The organism is Lactovum miscens (genome assembly GCF_014202895.1).
Taxonomy (GTDB): Bacteria; Bacillota; Bacilli; order Lactobacillales; family Streptococcaceae; genus Lactovum; species Lactovum miscens.
The window spans coordinates 1-1,577 of sequence record NZ_JACHHV010000059.1 but is presented as its reverse complement, the minus strand read 5'-3'; the positions used below and the strand labels follow the sequence as shown (position 1 = coordinate 1,577).

General features: G+C 34.6%; 1 protein-coding gene. It reads right to left on the bottom strand.

The genetic code is table 11. The features are described from left to right. Positions 1-127: 127 nt before the first annotated feature. The gene (locus HNQ37_RS08395) at positions 128-1,378 is read right to left on the bottom strand and encodes a BaiN/RdsA family NAD(P)/FAD-dependent oxidoreductase (protein WP_183541315.1); all 1,251 of its coding nucleotides are present in this window, start codon (positions 1,376-1,378) and stop codon (positions 128-130) included. Positions 1,379-1,577: the final 199 nt, after the last annotated feature.

The following is a 1,577-nucleotide window of genomic DNA, read 5'->3' as shown; positions in this document are numbered from 1 at the left end:
GAGTCCTGTTCAATATCGTTTGAACTATTTAAAATAACAAAAAAGGCAAGAAATGAATCTTGTCTAAAAAAGTCTAACTTTTGGGGTGCACTACAGATTGATTCACTTTCTCTTTTTCGCCTTTAAGTTAGTCTTTCCAAGCAGCATGATTGCCCGCTACTGCCCCGGTCACAAAAGCACAGGTGATATTATAACCGCCTGTATAACCATTAATGTCAAGCAATTCCCCTGTTATATAAAGCCCTGGGCAAAGCTTGCTGCCAAGTGTTTTAGGGTAGATCTCGTTCAATGACACGCCTCCTCCGGTAACAAAAGATTTTTCAATTGGGAAAGTCTTTTGGATTTTAATCCTAAAGTTCTTGAAAAAATTAACAAGTTGATTTATTTCGGTATCAGAAATTTGTTTACTAACCTTGTCAAAACTGATATTTTCTTCAGACAATGCAAATAGTGCAATTCTTTCCTGAGTAATAGTACTTAACTGGTTTTTAACAGACTTATCTGACTGAAAAAGTTGAGTGAGATCTTGTTTAAATTCTGTTACACTTCTGTCTGGAAATTGATCAAGTTCGACAAGAACTTCTGACCTCCCTTTAATTAATTCTTGATTTACAAATGTTGAGCAGCGCAGCGCGGCTGGACCAGAAAGCCCAAAATGTGTAAAGAGTAGGTCGTGCTTATGACTAATAATTATTTTATCTTTGTTATTTAAGACTGATAATTTCACTTCTCTTAAGGAAATTCCTTGCAAAGTTTTATCAGAAACAAACTTTTGATTTGAGATAAGAGAAGATTCTGTTGAATAGAGTGTTGTAATAGTGTGACCTACAGACTTTGCCATTTTATATCCGTCACCAGTTGCTCCAGTAGAAGGATAAGTTTTCCCACCGGTTGAAAGAATTACGGATTCAGCTTCAAATCTTTCTGAATTTGCTACAACTCCAGATATTTTTCCATCTTCTATTATTAGAGACTCAACACTAGTTTGGCTAAAAACAGAAACTTGCAAGTTTATAATTTGATTAAAAAGTGCATCTACAATGGTTTTAGACTTATTAGTAGTAGGAAATAGACGACCATGGTCCTCCTCTTTAAGAGGGACGCCGTTTTCGGTGAAGAACTTAATAATATCCTGATTATCAAACTGTGAGAAAGCCGAATAAAGGAAGCGACCATTGCCAGGTACGTTTGATAAAATCTCTTCAACCGAGGCTGCATTGGTTACATTACATCGGCCACCACCTGTCATGAGTAATTTTTTACCTACATTCTTATTTTTATCAATCAAAGCGACCTTGGCCCCATTTTCCGCCGCTTTAATTGTTGCCATCATACCAGAAGGACCGGCACCCACAACAATTACATCAAATTTTTTCATGCTTTAATTATAACAAATTGATTTTATTGTTTTTAATAAATTTTATAAGAATTTCTTAATCAAATTTTGAAAGATCCCATAATTTCTGTTTTATTTAATAAATTAGATGGCAAATTGTAAAATTAGTTTAGCCACCTGAAGCAAGAAAAAAACACCTGAATTTCTTATACTTGAATTTGAAAGAAGACAAGTAGAAAAG